This window comes from Pseudomonas sp. S3_A09, assembly GCF_054668065.1.
In genome coordinates, this window is record NZ_CP162752.1 from 3,674,739 (window position 1) to 3,693,760 (window position 19,022).

At 63.4% G+C, this 19,022-nt stretch carries 19 protein-coding genes; 10 read left to right on the forward strand and 9 right to left on the reverse strand.

Annotated elements, in window-relative coordinates; genetic code table 11:
- Positions 1-7 precede the first annotated feature (7 nt).
- The 4 genes from AB4N92_RS17140 to AB4N92_RS17155 all read left to right on the forward strand — a co-directional run bounded on the left by AB4N92_RS17140 (position 8) and on the right by AB4N92_RS17155 (position 4,008).
- Positions 8-1,105, forward strand: coding sequence for an amino acid ABC transporter permease (locus AB4N92_RS17140; RefSeq protein ID WP_010212952.1), 1,098 nt, complete (start codon positions 8-10; stop codon positions 1,103-1,105).
- A gap of 11 nt (positions 1,106-1,116) precedes the next feature.
- Positions 1,117-1,881 carry an amino acid ABC transporter ATP-binding protein gene (locus tag AB4N92_RS17145; protein WP_003171943.1) on the forward strand — a complete coding sequence of 255 codons (765 nt, stop codon included), beginning with the start codon at positions 1,117-1,119 and terminating at the stop codon, positions 1,879-1,881.
- A 212-nt stretch (positions 1,882-2,093) separates the two neighbouring features.
- A complete protein-coding gene (locus tag AB4N92_RS17150) occupies positions 2,094-2,753 on the forward strand; it encodes a FadR/GntR family transcriptional regulator (protein ID WP_010212949.1) in 660 nt (219 codons plus the stop codon).
- Complete coding sequence (locus tag AB4N92_RS17155; RefSeq protein ID WP_010212947.1) at positions 2,743-4,008, forward strand: CynX/NimT family MFS transporter; 1,266 nt, start codon at positions 2,743-2,745, stop codon at positions 4,006-4,008. The genes AB4N92_RS17150 and AB4N92_RS17155 overlap by 11 nt, the downstream gene beginning before the upstream one ends.
- Here AB4N92_RS17155 and AB4N92_RS17160 read toward each other — a convergent pair.
- The 9 genes from AB4N92_RS17160 to AB4N92_RS17200 form a co-directional block, all read right to left on the reverse strand.
- Positions 4,005-4,643, reverse strand: coding sequence for a DUF1120 domain-containing protein (locus AB4N92_RS17160; RefSeq protein ID WP_021491842.1), 639 nt, complete (start codon positions 4,641-4,643; stop codon positions 4,005-4,007). The two genes, AB4N92_RS17155 and AB4N92_RS17160, sit on opposite strands and share 4 nt — an antisense overlap.
- Before the next feature lie 17 nt (positions 4,644-4,660).
- Positions 4,661-5,785, reverse strand: a complete 1,125-nt coding sequence (locus tag AB4N92_RS17165) for a DUF1120 domain-containing protein (protein ID WP_045791292.1) — start codon at positions 5,783-5,785, stop codon at positions 4,661-4,663.
- Between the two features lie 10 nt (positions 5,786-5,795).
- A complete protein-coding gene (locus AB4N92_RS17170) occupies positions 5,796-8,237 on the reverse strand; it encodes a fimbria/pilus outer membrane usher protein (protein WP_010212944.1) in 2,442 nt (813 codons plus the stop codon).
- A 124-nt stretch (positions 8,238-8,361) separates the two neighbouring features.
- Positions 8,362-9,084 carry a fimbria/pilus chaperone family protein gene (locus tag AB4N92_RS17175; RefSeq protein ID WP_021491841.1) on the reverse strand — a complete coding sequence of 241 codons (723 nt, stop codon included), beginning with the start codon at positions 9,082-9,084 and terminating at the stop codon, positions 8,362-8,364.
- Between the two features lie 79 nt (positions 9,085-9,163).
- Positions 9,164-9,790 carry a DUF1120 domain-containing protein gene (locus AB4N92_RS17180; protein WP_010212939.1) on the reverse strand — a complete coding sequence of 209 codons (627 nt, stop codon included), beginning with the start codon at positions 9,788-9,790 and terminating at the stop codon, positions 9,164-9,166.
- Positions 9,791-9,842: 52 nt separating this feature from the next.
- Positions 9,843-10,466 carry a DUF1120 domain-containing protein gene (locus AB4N92_RS17185; protein ID WP_010212938.1) on the reverse strand — a complete coding sequence of 208 codons (624 nt, stop codon included), beginning with the start codon at positions 10,464-10,466 and terminating at the stop codon, positions 9,843-9,845.
- A gap of 82 nt (positions 10,467-10,548) precedes the next feature.
- Complete coding sequence (locus AB4N92_RS17190; protein ID WP_042571687.1) at positions 10,549-11,175, reverse strand: DUF1120 domain-containing protein; 627 nt, start codon at positions 11,173-11,175, stop codon at positions 10,549-10,551.
- A 46-nt stretch (positions 11,176-11,221) separates the two neighbouring features.
- Entirely contained in the window at positions 11,222-11,842 is a 621-nt protein-coding gene (locus AB4N92_RS17195) for a DUF1120 domain-containing protein (RefSeq protein WP_460127676.1), read from the reverse strand.
- A 41-nt stretch (positions 11,843-11,883) separates the two neighbouring features.
- Positions 11,884-12,513, reverse strand: coding sequence for a DUF1120 domain-containing protein (locus AB4N92_RS17200; RefSeq protein WP_010212935.1), 630 nt, complete (start codon positions 12,511-12,513; stop codon positions 11,884-11,886).
- Positions 12,514-12,930: 417 nt separating this feature from the next.
- Between AB4N92_RS17200 and AB4N92_RS17205 the strand changes: the two genes are divergently transcribed.
- From AB4N92_RS17205 to AB4N92_RS17230, 6 genes are all read left to right on the forward strand, one after another.
- On the forward strand, positions 12,931-13,758 hold the full coding sequence (locus AB4N92_RS17205; protein WP_021491839.1) for a response regulator: 828 nt from the start codon (positions 12,931-12,933) through the stop codon (positions 13,756-13,758).
- 181 nt (positions 13,759-13,939) lie between these two features.
- Positions 13,940-14,575, forward strand: coding sequence for a response regulator (locus AB4N92_RS17210; protein ID WP_236266898.1), 636 nt, complete (start codon positions 13,940-13,942; stop codon positions 14,573-14,575).
- A 104-nt stretch (positions 14,576-14,679) separates the two neighbouring features.
- Positions 14,680-15,150 carry a nuclear transport factor 2 family protein gene (locus AB4N92_RS17215; protein ID WP_010212931.1) on the forward strand — a complete coding sequence of 157 codons (471 nt, stop codon included), beginning with the start codon at positions 14,680-14,682 and terminating at the stop codon, positions 15,148-15,150.
- 36 nt (positions 15,151-15,186) lie between these two features.
- On the forward strand, positions 15,187-15,462 hold the full coding sequence (locus AB4N92_RS17220; RefSeq protein WP_010212929.1) for a GIY-YIG nuclease family protein: 276 nt from the start codon (positions 15,187-15,189) through the stop codon (positions 15,460-15,462).
- A 75-nt stretch (positions 15,463-15,537) separates the two neighbouring features.
- Positions 15,538-16,473, forward strand: a complete 936-nt coding sequence (locus AB4N92_RS17225; RefSeq protein ID WP_021491838.1) for a glutathione S-transferase family protein — start codon at positions 15,538-15,540, stop codon at positions 16,471-16,473.
- Positions 16,474-16,581: 108 nt separating this feature from the next.
- The gene (locus tag AB4N92_RS17230) at positions 16,582-19,008 is read left to right on the forward strand and encodes a TonB-dependent siderophore receptor (protein ID WP_236266899.1); all 2,427 of its coding nucleotides are present in this window, start codon (positions 16,582-16,584) and stop codon (positions 19,006-19,008) included.
- The last annotated feature ends 14 nt before the right edge of the window (positions 19,009-19,022 follow it).

The following is a 19,022-nucleotide window of genomic DNA, read 5'->3' on the forward strand; positions in this document are numbered from 1 at the left end:
AACGCCCATGAGTTCACATACTTTCAAACCGGATATGCCGCCGCCGAACAAAGTGTTCGGGCCGATGGCATGGATGCGCGCCAACCTGTTTTCCAGCTGGCTCAACACCCTGCTGACGCTGCTGGCGTTCTACCTGATCTACCTGGTGGTGCCGCCAATCCTGAGCTGGGCGATCATCGACGCCAACTGGGTTGGCACCACGCGTGCCGATTGCACCAAAGAGGGCGCCTGCTGGGTGTTTATCCAACAGCGCTTCGGGCAGTTCATGTACGGCTACTACCCCGGCGACCTGCGCTGGCGCGTGGACCTGACCGTGTGGCTGGCCATCGTCGGTGTGGCGCCGTTGTTTATCTCGCGTTTCCAGCGCAAGGCGGTCTACGGCCTGGGTTTCCTGGTGCTGTACCCGATCATCGCGTTCTTCCTGCTGCACGGCGGGATTTTCGGCCTGACCAATGTGGCGACCAGCCAATGGGGCGGCCTGATGCTGACCCTGGTAATCGCCACTGTCGGCATCGCCGGCGCCTTGCCGCTGGGCATCATGCTCGCGTTGGGGCGGCGCTCGAACATGCCGGCGATTCGAGTGGTCTGCGTGACCTTCATCGAGTTCTGGCGCGGTGTGCCGTTGATCACCGTGCTGTTCATGTCCTCGGTGATGCTGCCGTTGTTCCTGCCGGAAGGCATGGGCATCGACAAACTGCTGCGGGCGCTGATCGGCGTGATCCTGTTCCAGTCGGCCTACGTGGCTGAAGTGGTGCGCGGTGGCTTGCAGGCGATTCCCAAAGGTCAGTACGAAGCGGCCGCTGCGATGGGCCTCGGCTACTGGCGTTCGATGGGCCTGGTGATTCTGCCGCAAGCCCTGAAGATGGTGATCCCCGGCATCGTTAACACCTTTATCGCGTTGTTCAAGGACACCAGCCTGGTGATCATCATCGGCCTGTTCGACCTGCTCAACAGCGTCAAGCAAGCCGCCGCCGACCCGAAATGGTTGGGCATGGCCACTGAAGGCTACGTGTTCGCGGCCCTGGTGTTCTGGATTTTCTGTTTTGGTATGTCGCGCTATTCCATTCATTTGGAACACAAGCTCGACACTGGCCACAAGCGTTAGGAGTTGATGTTATGAGCGAAGCGATCAAACAGCCTGTGAGCCCTGAAGGCATTATCCAGATGCAGGGCGTCAACAAGTGGTACGGCCAGTTCCACGTGTTGAAAGACATCAACCTCAACGTCAAGCAAGGCGAGCGTATCGTGCTGTGCGGCCCGTCGGGTTCGGGCAAGTCCACCACCATCCGCTGCCTCAACCGTCTGGAAGAGCACCAGCAGGGCCGCATCGTGGTCGATGGCGTGGAGCTGACCAACGACCTCAAGCAGATCGAAGCGATCCGCCGTGAAGTGGGTATGGTGTTCCAGCACTTCAACCTGTTCCCACACCTGACCATCCTGCAGAACTGCACGCTGGCGCCGATGTGGGTGCGCAAGATGCCTAAGCGCAAGGCCGAGGAAATCGCCATGCACTACCTGGAGCGCGTGCGCATCCCGGAGCAGGCGCACAAGTTTCCGGGCCAGCTCTCTGGCGGCCAGCAACAGCGTGTGGCGATTGCCCGTGCACTGTGCATGAAGCCGAAAATCATGCTGTTCGATGAGCCGACTTCGGCACTCGATCCGGAAATGGTGAAGGAAGTTCTGGACACCATGATCGGCCTGGCTGAAGACGGCATGACCATGTTGTGCGTGACCCACGAAATGGGCTTTGCGCGCACCGTGGCCAACCGTGTGATCTTCATGGACAAGGGCGAGATCGTGGAACAGGCGGCGCCAAATGACTTCTTCGACAACCCGCAGAATGACCGGACCAAGTTGTTCTTGAGCCAGATTTTGCATTGATCGATGTCTGAAAAAATAAACCCGGCCAAGTGCCGGGTTTATTTTTGCCTGCTGAAAATTTTCAGGAGGCTTGTAGGGCGAGTTGTTGTACGTCAATCGAAAATACCGCTCCTTTTTCCTACCTAAGAACCCCTAGTGCGTTGCCTTTGTAGGTCAGTCCGAATAGGCTGTAGGAAAATTCATCCTATGATGGGACGAAAGAGCAAAATCCTATGACAGACATCGCCCCCCTGATCAAACGCTCTCTGGTCGACCAGGCCCTGGAGCAACTGCGCCAGCGCATCAGCCAGGGCATATGGGCCATCGGCGAGCGCCTGCCCACCGAGCCCGAGCTTTCCGCAGAGTTGGGCATCAGCCGCAATACCGTGCGCGAAGCCATGCGCGTATTGGCGTTTTCCGGCTTGATCGAGATCCGTCAGGGCGACGGCAGTTACCTGCGCTCGATGACCGACCCGCTGGGCGCCATGCGCGCGTTGTCCCATTGCACTCTGGAGCAGGCGCAGGAGACGCGGCAGATCCTGGAAGTGGAGGCCATCGGCCTGGCCGCCCTGCGTCGTACCGAGCAAGACCTGCATCGGTTGCGCGCGGCGCTCGACACCAGCGCCGCGCTGTACCACGGGGAACTGGAGGCCTACATCAGCGCCGATCTGGTATTCCACCAACAGTTGGTGGACGCGGCGCACAACCCGGCGTTGAGCGAGTTGTACCAATACTTTTCCAGCATCATCGGCGCGCAACTGCGCCAGACCCTGAACCTCTCGCCGCGCCGCCAAGCGGTGTTCGACCTGCACACCGCCCTGCTTGATGCCGTCGCACAGCAAGATGCGGAGCGCGCCAAATCCCTTTGCCGGCAGTTGATCAATGAACCTTGATGCCCCACGCACGCCTGAGTTGGAACAACTGCTGATTGACGCCGAGGCCGATGACGATGAGGTCCAGCACAGCCCCCCGCCAGTGAGCCGGCCGTGGCTATTGCTGCTGGGCCTGGTGCTGGTGGCGCTGAACCTGCGCCCGGCGCTGTCGAGCCTGTCGCCGCTGCTCAGTGAGGTTTCCAGCAGCCTGGGGTTGTCGGCGGCCAGGGCCGGTTTGCTGACCACCTTGCCGGTGCTGTGCCTGGGCCTGTTCGCGCCGCTGGCGCCGATCCTCGCCCGGCGTTTCGGCGCCGAGCGGGTGGTGCTGGGGATTTTGCTGATGCTGGCCGGCGGTATTGTGCTGCGCAGTGCGTTCGGAGAAGTCGGCTTGTTTGTTGGCAGCCTGATCGCCGGCGCCAGCATCGGCATCATCGGCGTGTTGTTGCCCGGTATCGTCAAGCGCGACTTCGCCAAACAGGCGGGCACCATGACCGGGGTCTACACCATGGCGCTGTGCCTGGGCGCGGCGTTGGCGGCGGGGGCCTCGGTGCCCTTGAGCGACTACTTCGGCCACCGTTGGAGCATCGGGTTGGGCTTCTGGATGCTGCCGGCGTTGCTGGCCGCGCTGTGCTGGTTGCCGCAAATCGGGCACAAGCACGGCGCGCATCGCGTTGCCTACCGGGTGAAGGGCTTGCTGCGTGATCCGCTGGCCTGGCAAGTGACCTTGTACATGGGCCTGCAATCGTCCCTGGCCTACATCGTGTTCGGCTGGGTGCCGTCGATCCTCATCGACCGCGGCCTGAGCGCCACCGACGCCGGGCTGGCGCTGTCCGGTTCGATCATCGTGCAACTGCTCAGCGCCCTCACCGCGCCGTGGCTGGCCACGCGCGGCAAGGACCAGCGCCTGGCCATCGTGGTGGTGATGCTGCTGACCCTCGGCGGGCTGATGGGCTGCCTGTATGCGCCGCTCGACGGGCTGTGGGGCTGGGCGATCCTGCTGGGCCTGGGGCAGGGCGGCACGTTCAGCCTTGCGCTGACCTTGATCGTGCTGCGCTCGCGGGATGCCCACGTCGCCGCCAACCTGTCGGGCATGGCCCAAGGTATCGGTTACACCCTGGCGTCCCTTGGCCCGCTCGCGGTGGGCCTGATTCACGATTGGACCGGTGGCTGGGCCGCCACCGGCTGGGTTTTCGCGGTGATCGGCCTGGGCGCCATCGTCGCCGGTCTCGGTGCGGGGCGGGCGAAGTACGTCGGCGTGTGCAGCGAAAAAGTCTAGAGGTACACCACCTCCAGGGTCGCCGAACCGTCCATGAGGATGTCGGTACTCAGGTCCAGATTCTGTTTGGCGTTGATCACCGTCTCCAGGGTCAGCGTGCTGGTCAGGTTCTGGATCGCCATGGGGCCGGCGGTGCTGCCCGCAGTATCGGTGAAGCCCAGCAGGCTTTTGGCGCCCACGTCGATCGGGTTGCGGTTGGCCGTGCGCCAGGCCAGGCCGCCGGTGGTGGATTCGGTGCCGTAGACCTCGGCCACGGCGTCCACCACGGTCAGCGTTGGATCGAACGTCACTGAGTACACGCCGATCTTGTTCGCGCTGTTGTCCAGGCCCAATCCGTAATAAATCTCGCTGTTGACGTAGGCGGTGCCGTCGCGGTTGTCGCGCATGCGCAATGCGTAACGCACCGGGCCGTTGCAGGTCACCGTCAGGCCCAGGGACTTGAGCGGCAGCCGCGTGCCCGTCGTGAGGTTGAGGTCTTGCTGGGCGATCTTGCCGAAGTCCACCTGCCCGTTGTCCGACAGGCTCGGCACACAGGACGCCGGGGTGATTGTGGCGTTGACGTTCAGGTCGACAGCGGCGGCCTGCGCCGGTTGGCTGAACAGCAGGGGTACGAGGATCAGGTAGCGAGTAATCATGGGAGCCTCCGAGGTGCTTAGAAGTAGGTGATTTCCAGGGTCGCCGAACCGTCGAGCCGCACTTCACTGCTCAGGTCCAGGCTGTCGAGCGGCGCGACAAAGGCTTTCAGGCTGAGTAGCGCGCTGAGGTTTTGCAGGGCCGTCGGGCCTTCTGTGCTGCCGGTTGTGGCGGTAAACCCCAGGAGGCTGCGTGCGCCCAGGGGAATTGTGCTGGCGCTGGCGTTGCTCCAGGCGGCGCCGCCGGTGGTGGAGTCGGTGCGATACAGCTGTGGCAGGTTGTCGGCGCTGGCCTGGGCGGGGTCGACCAACAGGTAATAGCGGCCGATTTTCTGCCCGCGTGCATCCAGGCCCAGGCCGTAGGCGGTTTCATCGATGCCGCCGGTGGCTGAGCCGGCGCGGTTGTCGTGCATGACCAGGGCAAACGGGGTCGGGCCGTCACAGCTGACCGTGAGACCCAACGCGCGGGCGGGCAGGGCGGTGTCTTTGTCGCGACGCAAATCGCTGACCGACAACTTGCCAAAGTCCACCGTGCCGTTGTTGGCCAGGGTGGGCGTGCAGGCCGCTGGCGCGAAGCGCGCTTGCAGATGCAGCTCGCGCGAGCGTCCGGACGCGGGGGCATCGACCAGCGCCGAGGCGTCCCAGGTCTCGGCATCGCGCACCCGAAACGCCTCTTCCCGGGCCCAGGCATTGACCTGCAGTTGTGCAGAAAAACTGCGCCCGGCGACGGGCTGGCCGTCGTGCAGCGGGACGATGCCATGGTCGGCGCGCCAAGTCAGGCTCGCCGCCACCTGGGCGGGCGCCTGGCCGGGGCCGGCGAGCAGGCCCAGTTGCACCGCGCGGCCATCGAGCACGGCGTCATGCACTTGCACGCGGTAACTGCCACCGTCGGTGAAGCGCAAACGCTCGGTGCCGGCGGCCAGGGCGCGGTAGAACAGGCTCATGTCGGCGGTTTCCGGGCAGTTGAGGGTCAAGGACAGGCGTCGTTCACCGAGCAGTCGCTCGGCGGTCGGCGTTGACGCAATGGCGCGGTTCATCAGGCCAAAATCCAGGCGCGATTCGCTCAGGTCCAGGCGGCAGTCGTCCTGGGCCAGGGCGGTGCCGGTACACAGCAGCAGGGCTGCCAGGCAGTGGTGACGTTTCATGGGGCGTTCCTCAAGGCCGCTGGCAGCGGGCCGGGGCGGTTTCGAAATACACGTGGGGGTCGGCCTTGGCCGGCAGTTCAAAGCGCAAGTGGCAGCGCGGCTGATCGGCGGCCTTGATCCAAAGCGAACGGGTGTCGAGCACGTCGGACAAGAACACTTGGTTGCCTTCCTGGACCAGCGTGATGAACTCGCCGTCCTCGGTGGTCACGGTCGAGCCGCGTGGCATCGGGGTGTCCAGGGTCAGCAGCGCGCGGCGGGTGAGCGACACGCCGAACTCGATGCGGTCCACCGCGCCGCGCCCTGCCGAGACCACCGCGAGCCCGTTGTGGATGTCCGCATTGCGCGGCAGCGAGCGGGTTTGCACTTCCAGCGGGCTGCGCCCATAGGCGCTGAGCTGGGGCGCGACGGCCTGACCCTGCCAGTCGGTCCACACCGGGCCGCTGGGGGTATTGACCTTGATCCCGGCCATGTCGCCCACCGACAGCACGGCAAAGGTGTCGCGCACCGGGTAGGGCGAGAACGTCAACCCGTCGCTGTGCAGTACCACCGCGCCGCGTGCGCCGCCCTGGTAGCTGGAGCGTTCGGCGTCGGAGCGGGTGTAGTTGAAGTCCAGCTGGCTGTAGAACGGCAGGGCCGAAACGCCCAGGGACGACTCGACCTCGCGGTCGCGGGTGTCATGTTCGACGCCGACCCGATACGCCAAATGGTCGTTGATCTGTTCGTTGAGCCCAAGCCCGGTGCGGTGCTCGCCACCGGAATTGCGCACCCACGCGCGGCCTCGGCGGCTTTCGCCCAGGGGCAGACTGACCGTCAGGTACAGGCTGTCGTCGTTATAGCGACGCCCGCCCATGTGCCATTCGGCGGTGGCGGACACCGACATGCCGGCGATTTGCGTGCCCCAGGACGCCAGGGCACGGCTGCTGCTGTCGCCCTGGAACGAGGACGAACGCGAAAACCCCGCGCTGAAGGCGCCCAGCCACGGATGCGACCACGAGGTGGTGGCGCTCTGCTGGTCGCGGTAGCGCGTGCGTTGCTGCTCGCGGGTGTCGACGACGTAGGTCGACTCGCTGAGGTCGCGGTAGCCCAAGGTGCGCCAGGAATTGGCCGCCGTGAAGGCCCAGCGCTCGCTCAGTTTCTGCGACCACGACAGGTCGGTCTGCACACCGCGCTCCTGGGTGCGCCGCGAGGCTTCGGAGGCGACCACGGCGACTTGCACCTGGCTATCCTGCCAAGGCAACAGCCCCAGGCTCAGGCCCGCCGAGCGATAGGCCTCGGCCGCCAACAGCCCGCTGCCGAAGCTGACCTGCGGATGCGGCGAGGCGCTCCAGCCCGCACTCACCACCCAGGGTTCAGCGCCTGGGCCGTCGCCGATATTGCGCACCCGCCCGGCCGCCACCGAGTAACCAGGCGCGGGCAGGCCCAGGCCGAGCATGGCGGCGGGCACGGTGAACCGGCGTTCCTCGCCGGTGCTTTCCTTGACCGTGACTTCGACGTCGGAGCGCCCATTCAGGCGCGGCACACTGCTCAGGCTGAACGGACCGGCGGGCACCACCGTGGAGTGAATCAACGTGCCGTTCTGGCGCACTTCCACCTGGGCCGGGCCATTGGCGATGCCATCGATGGTCGCGCCCTGGTTCTGATCTTGCAGGGCCTGTTCGGTGAGCACTTGCACGCCGGTGATTTGTGCCCCGGCGAGCACCGGGTTGTAGAGGTTGATCTGCCCGGCCTGCAACACCGCCTGGTGGCTGGCGAAGGTGCGCTGGGCGTAGGCGTCCAGGTGGGTGGTGCTTGAGGTGCTGTCTTGCCAGGTCTGCACCTGGCGGCTGCGCACGATCCAGTCGCCGGCATTGAAGCCGACCTCGGTATTGGCCGAGCCGAAGCGGCTGGCGTCGTCGCCGTAGTGGTTGTACAGGCCGGTCACGTCGTAGTTGAGCAGCGCGGCAAACCCGCCGGTCTGATAGCCGGAAATGTCCTGGGTGACCGGGCGCAGCGCCTGGGTCGGTACCACCAGGTTCAGGTTCAGGTTGGCCGGGTCATGCTCAATCACGGTTTGCGGGTATTGCTGGAGAAAGTCGTAGCAACGGCTTTCCTCGGCCGGGCCCGAAGACGGCGTCACCAACTGCGCGGCGTTCAGCAGCGGCGGGTCGAAGCAGGTTGCGCCGTGCTGATCGATGCTCACATCGACGCGCCCGCGCCGCTGGCCGTTGACCGTCAGGTTGAGCGCGTGGCGGCCTTGGGTAAACCGCGGGGCCTGCATCAGCAGGCTCGCGAGTTCAGGGTCGATGCCGCGCTGGAGCAGGGTCTGTGGGTCAAAGGAATCGCTCGACGACGGCGTCTGTGCCCAGGCCAGGTTTGTCGGCAACCCCAGGCTGAGTGTCAGCACAAGCAAGGCGAGGTGCGGTGAAACGCCGGGCACGGCTTTGCCGTCACGGTAATGAATGACTGTGTTCACACAAATGCACTCGGATGATGGAAGTACCCGGCGTGATTCCCTATCGCGTCAGGTCTTCCCGGTGGCCTTCAGTGGGTGGCCACTTCGTTATCGTGGCGCCGTTGCATCCCTGGGCGCCGTTGCATCACAGGGTTATGGGCGCGTCGTGGGGCTCGACGGCAAAGCCATACACGGTGGCCGGTTGCAGGCGCACGCGGGTGGTGCCGGTGCCGGTGCCGCTGGCGGTCATGGTCAGTGTTTCGCCGGGCAGCACGTAGGTGCGCGGCAGCATCGCCGAGGCATTGCCGGGCAGCAGTTGCAGCTCCTGGGCCAGGCGCACTACATACGGGGTAGGGTTGTGGACGCTGAGTTGGTCGGCCTTCAAGGTCCAGCTCAGGCCCAGCCACGGTGTGCGATTCGGTGCCAGCCCCTTGGGATGAATGATCACCGGCAGGTTCTGGCGTACGGTCACGCCCACTTGCGCGCGCCCGGCCTGGGCCGGGTCGCGTTGGGCGGGCATGCCTTCGAATATCGCGCGCTTGAGGCGCTGGGTTTGCAGCGGCGCCTGGGTTTGCAGGATGAAGCGCACCAGCTGGCTCTTGGACGCTTCGACGCGGGTCAGGGGTGGGGTCACGAACAGCAAGGTGTCGCTGTCCTCGGGAATGTTTTCGAGGGTGACGTGCAGCAGGGCCATTTTGTTGTCGGTGTTGGTGACCGAGACCGTAGCCTCGCCGTCGGCCTCGTTGACGATCACCACCGAGGTGTCCGGGACCATGCCGTCGGCACGCGCGACGGTTGCGCCGAAGACGGCCAGTGCCACGCAGCAGAGGCGCGGCATCGCACGCCAAACGGAAAGAAACAGGTTCATAACAGGGCTCTTCAATACAAGGTGCTTCAAGGGGGCCGCCATGTGCTCGGCACGTGACCGGGGCGCTGACGACGCAGGGTCAGAGGTAACGCAGGTTCAGCGTGATCGAGCCATCGAGGGGCACCTCTTCGTGGAGCGTCAAGGTGTTGGCCGGGCTGATCGAGGTGTCGACCCGCAGAGAGGCCACCAGCAGCCGGATCGGCGCGGGCAACGCATCGCCAGCGTGGGCGAAGCCCATGAACAGGCCGGGGTACACGTAAGGCTCGGGTTTCCAGGTGGCGCCCTGGTCGGATGAGGTCAGGGTCTGCATCAACTGCGAATCGCCAACCGGCCCGCGCAATGACAGGCTGACCGAGCCGAGGCGTTCGTCGGGGGCGTGAGGGTTCATGCCCAGCCCATAGAAGTAGTCCGGCGCCAGCGATGACTCGCGCTTGTTGTCGATGCCCACCAGAGCGAACAACACCGGTCCTTCGCAACTGATACTCAAGCCCATTTGCTGATTCGGCAGCACGGTGTACTCACTGGGGTGCAGTGTCGTCGCGAGGATCCTGCCGTGGTCGACAAGGCCGTTGTCCGACAACGATACGGTGCAGGCGCTGGGGGTTATTCGCCCGTTGACGTCCAACTCCACAGTCGAGAGGGCGAAGGCCAAGGGCGTCGTCAGCAACAGCGAGGCGAGGGCCGGCAAGCGAATAAGCAGGGTCATGGCGTGAGTTACCTGGTGTTGAACGGTGGTACGGGCATCGGCTCAGGCGGCGTTACAGGTACTTGACTTGGATCGTGACCGAGCCATCAATCGGGGTATCGTCTGTGAGCGTCAGGTTCTTTGCCGCCAGGATGAACGGCCTTACCGCGAGCTCCATCGCGGTGTTCTTGGCCGCGACAGGGATGCGCCCTGCGTTGGGGTCGCGGATTGAAATAATGAGGTTTTTTGACCAGTTAGTGTCCGGATCATGGGTGCCCCAACTGGCGCCGTTGTCCATCGAGAAGATATGTGTGACGGCAGCCCCGTCGGCGACCCCTTTGTCGAGGAGCATGATGTAACCACCGATACGCTCACCCGCGAGCGTCTTGCCGATGCCATATCGGCCGATGTCACCGGAGTCTGCCCGGTTGTCAGTGGTCTGCATGGCAAACAGTGTCGGTGCCTCGCAGTCGATGCCCAATTGCAGGGTGGTCGGGGTCAGCCAGGTTGACGCCTCCGGGTTCAGGTCTTTGACCGAAATCCGGCCGACGTCGACGGTGGTGGCCGACAGGCTTGGCGTACACGCCGAGGGTACGATCAGGCCCTTGACGCTCAGGTCGACGGTGGATGCGGCGAATGTCGGGAATGCGCTGGCGATCAACAGGCCGGCAACGCTGGTGCTGAGTAGTTTTTTCATCACGGGTAAAGCTCCAGGGAAAGGGGGCATGCCCAGCCCATACAGGTGAACGGCGATACGGGCTTCGGGAAGGGCAGTGGCGTTACAGGTACTTGACTTCGATGGTGGCCAAACCATCGATCGCGGTGTCTTCGCTGATGGTCACGTTCTTTGCCGGGTGGATGAACGGGTTGACGGAAAGCGCCATCAGCGTGTTCTTGGCCGGGATGGGTGTTGACGCCGTACCGATTGCCTTGATTGAGATCAGACTCGTGGATTGCCAAAGGTCGTCTTCATAATGAGTGAACCAGGTGGTGCCGCCGTTGTAAGAAACAATGGTTTGGACGGCGACCGCGTCGGCCACGGCGTTGTCGAGAAACAGACCGTAGCCGCCGATCGGTTCGCCGGCGGCGGTCTTGCCGATACCAAACTCGCCGGCGTTGGCACTGGAATCAGTGCGGTTGTCGGTGGCCTTCATGGCGAACAGCGTCGCGGCCTCGCAGTCGACGCTCAGCGACAAGGTGCTCGGGTTCAGCAGGGTGCGGCTTTCCTGATTAAGGTCCTTGACCGACACCCGGCCCATGTCGACGGTGTTGGCCGACAGGCTTGGCGTACACGCCGAGGGCACAATCAGGCCCTTGACGGTCAGGTCCACGGTGGACGCGGCGAGTGCCGGTAATGCGCTGGCGATCAACAGACCGGCAACGCTGGTGTGGAGTAACTTTTTCATGCGGGTAAAGCTCCAGGGAAGGATAGGCATACAGGGGGTGCAGGGGTTACAGGTAACGCACCTCGACGGTCACGTGCCCGTCGAGGGGGGCTTCATCGGTCAGGGTCAGGCCGTCGGCGCGGGCGATCCGGGTGTAGAGCGCAACGTCCGCGTCGAAACGCGTCACCGCCATGGGCCGGGTGGTGTTGTCGGCCGAAGCAGCCGCGAGCAGGTTGAGGTGGCTCAGCTGGGTTCCGGCGGCCCAACTGGTGCCGCCATCCAGTGACACGATGGTGCGCGCGGCCGCCTCATCCGCCACCGGGTTGCTCAAAGCCAGGGACACGCTGCCCAGGTTCTCGCCTTGGGACGTCGTGCTCAGGCCGTGATGGTTGGGAATCACCGCGGTGCCTTGACGGTTGTCGATGGTGGTCAAGGCAAAGAGCGTCGAGCCCTCGCATTGCACGCTCAGGTGCAGGGAATTGGGGGGCAACAGCGTGTGTCGGTCCGGGTTGAGGTCGCGCACGGTGACTTTGCCGTGGTCGATCACGCCGTCGTTCGACAAGCCCGTGATACAGGCTTTGGGCGTGATCGCGCCGGTCACGCGCAGGTCGGTTTGGCTGCCAGCCAAGGCGCTGGGCACAGTGGCCAGTAACAGGCTCGCCAGCAGCGCTGGGACATATTTATCCATGGAACGAACAACCTCTCTGGGTAATGTCCTGAGTGGATGGGTCACAGGTACTTGACTTCGATCGTGGTGGAGCCGTCGATCAGCACTTCATTGCTCAGGTCCAGGCTGTTGGCGGCGGCGATCTGGGTGTCGACCAACAGGTCGACGATCACGTTTTTGAGCGGGATCGGCTTACGGTTTTGCCCCGTCGAACCGTCGCCGAACGCCGCCAGGTACTGGCTCTGCCACATCACATCGTCAATGGGGCGCCAGCTCACGCCGTCCAATGACTCGATGGGCTCGGCGGCGACGTTGTCGGCCACCGGGCTCCTGAGGGAAATCCAGAACGTGCCGATTTTTTGCAGGTTGTTGATCAAGCCCAGGCCGTAACCGTAGCTGCTGGTCGACGACCCGGCGCGGTTGTCGGTGGTGCGCAGCGCAAACAGGGTCTGGGCTTCGCAGTCGACGTTGAATTGCAGCCGGGCGGTGGGCAGGTTGGTCGCCGTGGTGAGGTTCAGGTCTTTGGCCGAGAGCTTGCCGTGATCCACCAGGCCATTGCCGGACAACGTCGGTGTGCAGGCACTCGGGGTAATCACGCCAACGACCGCCAGTTCCACGGTGCTGGCGGCAAACGTCATGCCGCTGCAGACAAGGGCGACGGCGGCGGTGAGGGCGGCTAAGGGCTTTTTCATGTGATCGAGCTTCCAGTGCAAAGCTGATTGCCGAGGGGTCAAGGGAGGACGCGTCGGCAACGAGGTGGCGAACGCCTGGAGTGGCCGGTCGCGTCCCGCTTAGGGGATGCCGGGCAATTTATCGGGGGGAAGGCGTCTGGCAAATACAACAAATACGACAATGAACGGGTGTCGCACACGCCCAATCGACTTGTCGGAACTCGTTTTAGTGTGTGTAGGAAATTTAAGGATTTCGTAGTTGTTGTATCGCTTCAGCGCGCTCATTCAACTAGCGTTCCGGCCGATAGTTTTTCCACAGCACATTCGAACAGGTCTGAGCGTCAGCGCTTGAACCGCGGCCCCTCCGTCGGTGGATGGTGTGCCAGCCGTTGAGGTTGCCGATTCCGGCGCCGCGCGCTTTTTGAAGTTGAGGTAGTCATGTCTTCAGACCCTATCCCAGGCGACCAAGCAGGGGATGACCGGGTCGCGCAGCCCCCGTCGACCGTGCATTGGCGTGAGCTCAAAGTGTTGTTGGTGGACGATCACCCCGCATACTGCCTGCTGATGGGCGCCATGTTCGAGCGGCTGGGGCTGGCTTTTGAAGTGTGCGCACATGGCCAGGCCGCGCTGGCGTTTCTGGACGTTACCTGTGTCGACCTGATTTTCAGCGACTGCCAAATGCCGGTGATGGACGGCTTTGCCATGACGCGCGAACTGCGCCGCCGCGAACAGCGCGCCGGAACGCAGGGCGTGCCGGTCATCGCGTTCACCGGCAAGCTGGGCGCGCATGAAATCCAGCAGTGCCAGGCCGCCGGCATGGATGCCTGGTTGGACAAACCGGTGACTTTCCAACAACTGCGCCAGGTGCTCGGCGACTGGCTGCCCGGCCCACGTATCAGCGAGGCGGTGCAGCCGATGGTGGCGGTCGAAGGGCGCTGGCCGAGTCGCGCACGGCTGGGTCAACTGTTCGGATGCCCGGAGGCGTTGCCCGGCATCCTGGCGAGCCTGGTGTACGAAGCCGAGATCGATCTGCATGCGCTGGCCCAGGCCGCCGACGGCCTGCACGCGCAGGCAACGGTCGAGCACTTGCACCGCTTGATCGGTAGCGTGGCATTCTTCGGTGCCACACCGCTGGAAAGGCGTGGTCAACTGTTGATCGAAGCGATCAACCGCGACGGCGTGGCCATGCACCTTCCGCGCTTGCTCGCATTGCGCAGTGACTTGATCGGGTATTTGAACTATTTGTCGGCGTTAGGAAATGGATGACAGCTCATGCTGATGCGTGTTGTAGGTCTTCGGAGTGGGGTATTTCCTTTTTTTCTGTAGGGCAAAATCCTGTTTCCAGGGATTGCTGGGCTATCTGCCATTACTGCTTTCAGGGGCGGTTGTTGCTGATCCGATCCGGGAGTATTTTGCGCGGATTCAAGTTGCCATCATGGTGGTGCTCATGCTTCGCGTAATTATTGCTGACGATCATCCCATTGTGCGTATCGGGCAGAAAGTGGTGATAGAAGCCAATGGCCGATGCAAAGTCGTTGCCGAGGCCGACGGTCCGGATCAGTTGCTGGCGCTGGTGGACAGCACGCCGTGCGACATCCTGGTCACGGATTTTGCCATGCCGGGTAACCAGCAAGCTGACGGTTATAGCTTGCTGGGCCTGATGCGGCGCCGGCATCCGGACTTGCCGGTGATTCTGGTGACCATGTTTGCCAGTGTCGCCACCTTGCGCGAATCGTTTGCCCAGGGGGCCCGGGCGGTCCTGGCCAAAAGCGCGTCGGCCCGTGAACTGCCGCTGGCGATTGCCGCCGTCAGTGAAGGGCGCACCTTCGTCAGCGAATGTTTGCGTGCGCAACTGGCGGAGGCCGGGACGGGCAATCAGCAAGCCGTGCCGCAGTTGTCCTGCAAGGAGCGCGAAGTGGTGCGCATGCTCGCCAGCGGCATGACCGTCAGCCAGATCGCGGCGCGGGTCAACCGCAGCATTTCGACCATCAGCAAGCAGAAAAGCACGGCGATGAACCGGCTGTGCATTTCTACCGATGTGGATCTGTTCGCCTACGCCCGCAGCAGCGGCATGGTGCCCTGAGCCCGGCGCGGCAAGCCGCCCATTTGCGCGGCGAATGTTGCTAGCCTTGGCGCTGCCGGCGGCTTATCGTGCGGCTATCTTTTCGACGCCAGCGGACCCTGCCCATGAGTGATGCCCATAACGCCCTGATCACCGAGTTCTACAGCGCCTTCCAGCGCCTGGACGCTGAAGCCATGGCCGCCTGCTACACCGACGACGTGGTGTTCAGCGACCCGGCCTTTGGCGAGCTGCGTGGCCGCGATGCCGGGGATATGTGGCGCATGCTCACCACCCGCGCCAAGGACTTCTCCCTGACCTTCGACCATGTGCGCAGCGATGACAGCACCGGCAGTGCGCATTGGGTCGCGACGTACCTGTTCAGCGCCACCGGCAATACGGTGGTCAACGACATCGGTGCGCGGTTCGTGTTTCGCGATGGCAAAATCTGCGAGCACCACGACCACTTCGATCTGTGGCGTTGGTCGCGCCAGGCCCTGGGCTTGAAAGGCCTGCTGCTGGGCTGGTCGCCTGCGCTGAAAAACGCCGTGCGCGCCCAGGCGCTCAAAGGGTTGAAGGCATTCCAGGCCGGTCGTTGATAAGATTAGCGTTCCTCTGGTTTGCAGACATCGCCCGTGACTGATCCTTCCGCACCCAAACCCTGGTTCGTCTACCTGGTGCGCGCCGCCAATGGTTCCCTGTATTGCGGCATCAGCAATGACCCGGTGCGCCGCTTTGCCTCGCACCAGAGCGGCAAGGGCGCCCGGTTCTTTTTGTCGAGCCCTGCCGTGGCGTTGGTGTACACCGAGCAATGCGCGTCCAAGGGCGAAGCGCTGCGCCAGGAACGCCTGATCAAGAAGTTGAAGAAGAGCGCCAAGGAGTGCCTGGCGGCCAGTGGCTCATTGATTTGACTGATGGGTTCCCATCGCCCCGTTTCCTGTGGTTGCAGGCTAAGCTAGCGGTTCATTTCTAGCGCGGAGCCTGGCATGTCTGAGTTAATCCTCCACCATTACCCGCAGTCCCCCTTTGCTGAAAAAGCCCGCCTGCTTCTGGGTTTCAAGGGATTGTCCTGGCACTCGGTGCATATCTCGCCCGTCATGCCCAAGCCTGACCTGACAGCCCTCACCGGCGGTTATCGCAAGACCCCGGTGTTGCAGGTCGGCGCAGATATCTACTGTGACACCGCCTTGATTGCCCGTCGCCTGGAGCAGGAAAAGTCTGCGCCGGCACTGTTCCCCCACGGCCTGGAACTGGTCACTCAAGGCTTCGCGGCCTGGGCGGACTCGGTGGTGTTTTCCCATGCTGTGGCGCTGGTGTTCCAGCCGGAATCCCTGGCGGTGAAATTTGCCAAGGTGCCGCCGGAAATGATCCAGGTGTTGGTGGCGGATCGCAGCAAGCTGTTCAGCGGCGGCACCGCAACCCGTGTGCAATTGGACCAGGCCAAGCACCAGTGGCCGACGATCATTCATCGCATCCATCAGCAGTTGCAGCACCCGGCGGGGGATTTCCTGTTCGGCGAGCCGTCGATTGCCGACTTTGCCCTGGCCCACCCACTGTGGTTCCTCAAAGGCTCTTCAGTGACGTCGCCGTTGGTGGACGCCTATCCGACCGTCGCTGCCTGGCTGGACCGTGTGCTGGGGTTCGGCCATGGCACCTCTATCCAGATGAGCGCCGAGCAAGCCTTGGAGGTATCGCGTAACGCTGCACCGGCTGTTTTGCCTGAAGAAGTGTTCGAGGACTTGAACGGCTTCAAGGCCGGCCAGCAGGTGACCATTTCCGCCACCGACTACGGCACCGACCCGGTCGCTGGGGAACTGCTGTTCGCCGGGCGCGAAGAGCTGATCCTGCGCCGTACCGACGAACGTGGCGGCACCGTGCATGTGCATTTCCCGCGCATGGGGTTTTGCATCCAGGCGCAATAAACAAAAAAGTTGCAAATAAAAGTGAGGTAAATCCACGGCCCATCCGTGTAGTGCTTGAAACTGCGATCTATTCGCATTAACAGCGTTTTCTACACGGGTTCTCACAGCATGAAGTCGACGGCGGGCGGTTGGGTTAAACAGTGGCTGGGAGCCTCGGTATTGGCGGTATCGGGGCTGGCGCTGCTGCCCTTGAGTGTGGCGCAGGCGCAGGAGCAGCAAAGCGCCCGGTTCAACTTCGCCCTGACGGCCAAGCCGCTGCCCCAGGCCTTGAGCGATTTCAGCCGCGTCACCGGCATCAGCGTGATCTACACCGATGAAGCGCCCTACGGCCTCAGTGCCCCGGCGGTCAGCGGGCAAATGAGCGCGACCCAGGCCCTGCAACGCCTGCTGAGCAACACCGGCTTCACCTTCCGTCAGATCGATGCCCGCACCCTGGCGCTTGAGCCGGTGCCGACGGAGGGCGCGGTCAACCTCGGCGCCACCACCATCAGCGGTGTCGGCCAGCAAGCCGAGGACAGCACCAGCTACCAGCCGCCGCCCACCAGTTCGGTGATGCGCTCCCACGCGCTGCTGCTGGAAACCCCGCAAACCGTCAATGTGGTGCCTGCCCAAGTACTGCGTGACCAGACCCCGCGTAATCTGGATGACGCCCTCGCCAACATCAGCGGCATCACCCAGGCCAATACCTTGGCCAGCACCCAGGACGCCGTGATGCTGCGGGGCTTCGGCGACAACCGTAACGGTTCGATCATGCGCGACGGCATGCCCATCGTGCAGGGGCGCGCGCTGAATGCTACGGCCGAGCGCGTCGAAGTGCTCAAGGGCCCGTCGTCGCTGCTGTACGGCATTCAGGACCCGGGCGGCGTGGTGAACATCGTCAGCAAAAAGCCGGAGCTGATGCGCTCCACTGCTCTGACCGTGCGCGGCTCCACCTTTGGTGACGGCAAGAACGGCAGCGGCGGCAGCCTCGACACCACCGGCCCGATTGGCGACAGCGGCTTGGCCTACCGGCTGATCGTCGACCATGAAGACGAAGATTACTGGCGCAACTTCGGCACTCACCGTGAGAGCCTGATCGCGCCGTCCCTGGCCTGGTACGGTGACAGCACCCAATTGCTGTTTGCCTACGAACACCGCGAATTTCTCACGCCGTTCGACCGTGGCACCGCCATCGATCCCAAGACCAATCACCCGCTGGACATCCCAGCCACACGCCGTCTGGATGAACCTTTCAACAACATGGAAGGCCGTTCCGACCTGTACCGCTTCGAAGCCGATCATGACCTGAACGATGATTGGAAAGCCCATTTCGGCTACAGCTGGAACCGCGAGACCTACGACGCCAGTCAAGTGCGTGTGAGTGCGGTGAACGCCAACGGCACGCTGACCCGCAAGATGGACGGCACCCAGGGCGCGATCACCACGGACCGCTTCGCCACGGCGAGTCTGGAAGGCAAAGTCAATGTGTTCGGCCTGCAAAACGATGTGGTGTTCGGCCTGGATGACGAGTACCGCAAGATCTACCGCGCCGACCTGATCCGCCAGAGTTCGCGCGCCACCAGCTTCAACTACAACAATCCGGTGTACGGCAACGAAGTGGCGGGCACGACCGTCAGCCCCGCCGACAGTGCCCAGACCGACCTGCTGCGCAGCGATTCGTTGTTCTTCCAGGACGCCATCCACCTGAACGAACAGTGGATTTTTGTCGCCGGCGCGCGCTACCAGATGTATGACCAATACGCCGGCAAAGGCGTACCGTTCAAGGCCAACACCAACGGCAACGGCCAGGCCTGGGTGCCGCGCGCGGGCCTGGTGTATCGCTACACCGATGAGTTGTCGTTCTACGGCAGCTACACCGAGTCGTTCAAACCCAATTCCACCATCGCCGCCTTGGCCGATGGCAGCACCTTGACCGGCGACCTCACGCCCGAGGAGTCCAAGTCCTGGGAACTGGGGGCCAAGCTCGACATTCCGGGACGCATCACCGCCAGCGCGGCGTTGTTCAATATCGACAAGCGCAACGTGCTCGTCTCTGTTGGCTCAGGCGCCAACACCGTCTACAGCATTGCCGGCCAGGTGCGTTCCCGTGGCCTGGAACTCGACGCTACCGGGCAGTTGACCGACAAGGTGAGCCTGATCGGCAGCTACGCTTACACCGATGCGCTGGACGTCAAGGACAAGGACCCGACCCTGGAAGGCAACCGTCTGCAAAACGTCGCCAAGCACACCGGCTCGTTGGCTGTCGCCTATGACTTCGGCAACATCTTTGGTGGCGACCAGTTGCGGGTGGGGACCGGTGCACGTTACGTCGGTGAACGCGCAGGCGATGCGGCCAACGATTTCACCTTGCCGGGGTATACCGTGGCGGATGCGTTCGCCACCTACGACACCAAGATCGATGGGCAGAAGGTCAAGTTCCAGCTCAACGTGAAGAACATGTTCGACCGCGTCTACTACACCTCGGCGGCGAGCCGCTTGTTTGTGTCCATGGGCGATGCACGGCAGGTGTCGGTGTCCAGCACCCTGGAGTTCTAAGGGGGTTGTGGTAG